General features: G+C 43.2%; 1 protein-coding gene. It reads right to left on the reverse strand.

The window, feature by feature from the left end; all coding sequences use genetic code 11:
* On the reverse strand, window positions 1–739 hold a 739-nt coding region (locus tag MM239_RS20830; RefSeq protein WP_317235660.1), incomplete at both ends, for an MBG domain-containing protein.

The following is a 739-nucleotide window of genomic DNA, read 5'->3' on the forward strand; positions in this document are numbered from 1 at the left end:
ACTAAGCCATCATAGCTGATGGTCAAGGATGGATTCGCTGTACCATAAACTTTGGTCTGATCTTCAGCAGTGATGGTCACCAATGCTTTAGTAACTTCTAGCTGTCCATCTTTTAGGTCTACTTCATAATTTGCATCTTCTCCACCTGTTAAGGTGATTGGATAAGTCCCAACTCCTGAGCTCACTAATGCAGTGGTGCTGATGCTTGGCTCGGTGGCTACTTTGGTGTCTCCATTTACTAAGCCATCATAGCTGATGGTCAAGGATGGATTCGCTGTACCATAAACTTTGGTCTGATCTTCAGCAGTGATGGTCACCAATGCTTTAGTAACTTCTAGCTGTCCATCTTTTAGGTCTACTTCATAATTTGCATCTTCTCCACCTGTTAAGGTGATTGGATAAGTCCCAACTCCTGAGCTCACTAATGCAGTGGTGCTGATGCTTGGCTCGGTGGCTACTTTGTTATCTCCATTTACTAAGCCATCATAGCTGATGGTCAAGGTTGGATTTATTGTACCATATACCTTGGTTTTATCTTCTGCTGTGATGGTTACTAATGCTTTAGTAACTTCTAGCTGTCCATTTTTTAGGTCTACTTCATAATTTGCATCTTCTCCACCTGTTAAGGTGATTGGATAAGTCCCAACTCCTGAGCTCACTAATGCAGTGGTGCTGATGCTTGGCTCGGTGGCTACTTTGGTGTCTCCATTTACTAAGCCATCATAGCTGATGGTCAAGG

It is taken from the genome of Belliella filtrata (assembly GCF_022549775.1).
Classification (GTDB): domain Bacteria; phylum Bacteroidota; class Bacteroidia; order Cytophagales; family Cyclobacteriaceae; genus Belliella; species Belliella filtrata.